Consider the following 2,530-nt stretch of genomic DNA (forward strand, 5'->3'; position numbering starts at 1 on the left):
AATTATCAGCCAAATTCCAAGATTAATATTAAAAATATAAGTAGAAGATATAAGATTCCTATTATGGATATTGCCATGATACCTTACAATACTCTATGTAGAGAGGCGATGTCAGAGGGAAAACTTATTGATTTTATTACTGGTAATATAGAATGCAGCAGGGAGGATTCTAATTATTCTTTCATTCATGCGGTGGAACAAGCTGCGGATATGCTTAATGAAGCAGTAGAGGAAGTTAAGCAAGTAAGGAAAGAAACAATTACTACATTATCTATAAAAACAGAAGCGAAGATACCAATACAAACTCTTAGTAAAGGTAGGTGTGAAGACTGTTACATATAAGAAGAAGACAGAATTTGAAATCAGGTATCAAACCAATCTCTACAATGGAGGCATTACGAACTGAAGTTGAAAATACGTTTCGTGAGATTTTACGTACCAATATTTATGATGGAAATACTGATTATGTAGAACAGCAAAGACAAATTCAAAGACGTAGAGAATTGAGAAGTGCACTGAAAACCTGTACTTTCGGCGACTGGCAGGCCAAGCTATATATCAAGGAATACATAGTAGACATATTAATTGCTAAACTTCATTTCACAGAAGGTGATCTAGAGAGATTTATTGGTTTTGGGAGTGGCAACCTATCTGCTAGAGATAAGTTTGACATCTTATTATATCAATATATACTAAAATATGAAAATCGGGCTATGATTTCTTTCATAGAAGATAATAAACTAGATCGACCTAAAATCAATGATGATGGAGAGATATATTATGAGATTTCAGAAGAACAGATTCATACAATCTTTCGTCGTAATCATATGTCTTTAGATTATTATGATAAACTACAGATACTAAGCCAAAGATTGTACTCTTGGTATCGAGGTAATGGTGTAATTGATGAGATACGTGATATGTCTATAGATGGTGTGTCAGCAGGAGTATCAGGAATTACAGGTGGTATGGAGGTAGAACGATTTGGAGAAGTACGTGTCCTACCTGCATCTTATGAAAGTATATGGTTATTCTATAAGGGAAAATCCATACATTTATCTTTTTTAGGATTTGAAAGTGAGAAAGAGTTGATACGTGTTTGTAAGAATATCTATCGTTACAACAATCCAGGTCAATTATCAGAGGTACGTGGATACATAGTGAATGAGATGATGGATGGCTCTCGTGTTGCAGTTGCAAGACCACCATTTTGTGAAGGTTGGGTTTTCTTCATTCGTAAGTTCCATCATGAATTACAAAGAGATATTCGTACTTTGATTACGGATAACAATTGTATGATTCCAATTCAGTTAATGAAATGGCTGATAAAGGGGTGCCAGGTAATTGCAATTACAGGAGAACAAGGTTCAGGTAAAACAACATTATTGATGTCTCTTATTCGCTATATTCGCCCTACGTATAATCTAAGAGTGCAGGAATTATCTTTCGAATTACATTTGAGAAAGATTTACCCACGAAGAAATATTGTATCCTTTAAAGAAACAGACTACGTTACTGGAAATGAAGGTTTGGACTTTGCTAAGAAGACAGATGGTAGCGTAAATATACTTGGTGAAGTGGCCACAGCCAGTGTAGCTAGTTGGATGATTTCAATGTCACAGGTTGCATCCCTCTTTACCTTATTCACTCATCATGCAAAGACAACTAAAGATTTGGTTTATTCGATGAGAAATGCTTTGCTTACAGAGGGGGGATTCCATAACGAGGTTGCTGCAACAAGGCAAGTAGTTGATGCTATTCAGTTTGATGTACATATGTGTAAACACCCCGATGGACATAGATACATTGAAAGAATTTCACAGATTATTCCTGTGAGACAGAGTATTATACAAACTTGCTATCGCCCTGCAAAAGATGATGGAGTTGTTGAGATGCAGTTTATGGTTCGAGATATTGTGGTTTATGAACAAGGAAAGTATGTATTGAAGAATCCTATAAGTGAAGAGATAACAGATCAGATTATGAAGCATCTTACCTCATCAGAAGAAGAGGAATTCATTAAGAATCAACAAGAATGGGGGAATGTATACCTATGATGCTAGGATTCTTAAAAACGAGAAGAATAATTCAAGAATGGATAAATCCAGGTGAAGAAGAACGAATTCGTAGACAAACCATCCGATATATGTATAGGGAATTGGCTTTGATTATTCTATTCATATGCATAGCTTTGTTCTCTTGGAAGTTATCAATTGAGAGCTTATTGATGATTGTAATCGGTATCTATCTAGTAAGTCTATTTTATCGTTTCTACTATACTAGACAGAAGTATATGAGTTTGCTGTTACAATTTGAAGGATTCTTAGTAAATGTAAGAAATGTATATCAGAATACAGGGATGGTTGAAGAAGCTCTACAAGAATCCATCTGGGAATCGGACGAAGAGATAGCGAGCCACATGCAGAAGCTTTTTATGGCATTAGATTTAGAAGATAATGAAGAATTGCAACGGTACAAAGAAGGAATATCCTTTCCTTATATATTGACATTTTATATATTATGTAAAACG

At 34.9% G+C, this 2,530-nt stretch carries 3 protein-coding genes; all 3 read left to right on the forward strand.

The window, feature by feature from the left end:
* Positions 1-342, forward strand: a 342-nt coding sequence (locus ACW2QF_RS19450; protein WP_455717672.1) for a hypothetical protein, incomplete at its 5' end; no start/stop codon positions are given.
* 14 nt (positions 343-356) lie between these two features.
* Positions 357-2,057 (forward strand): ATPase, T2SS/T4P/T4SS family, encoded by a 1,701-nt coding sequence (locus ACW2QF_RS19455; protein WP_455717673.1) that lies wholly within the window; start codon positions 357-359, stop codon positions 2,055-2,057.
* Positions 2,054-2,530, forward strand: a 477-nt coding sequence (locus tag ACW2QF_RS19460) for a hypothetical protein (RefSeq protein ID WP_455717674.1), incomplete at its 3' end; no start/stop codon positions are given. The genes ACW2QF_RS19455 and ACW2QF_RS19460, both read left to right, overlap by 4 nt.

This window comes from Anaerosporobacter sp. (genome assembly GCF_965301125.1).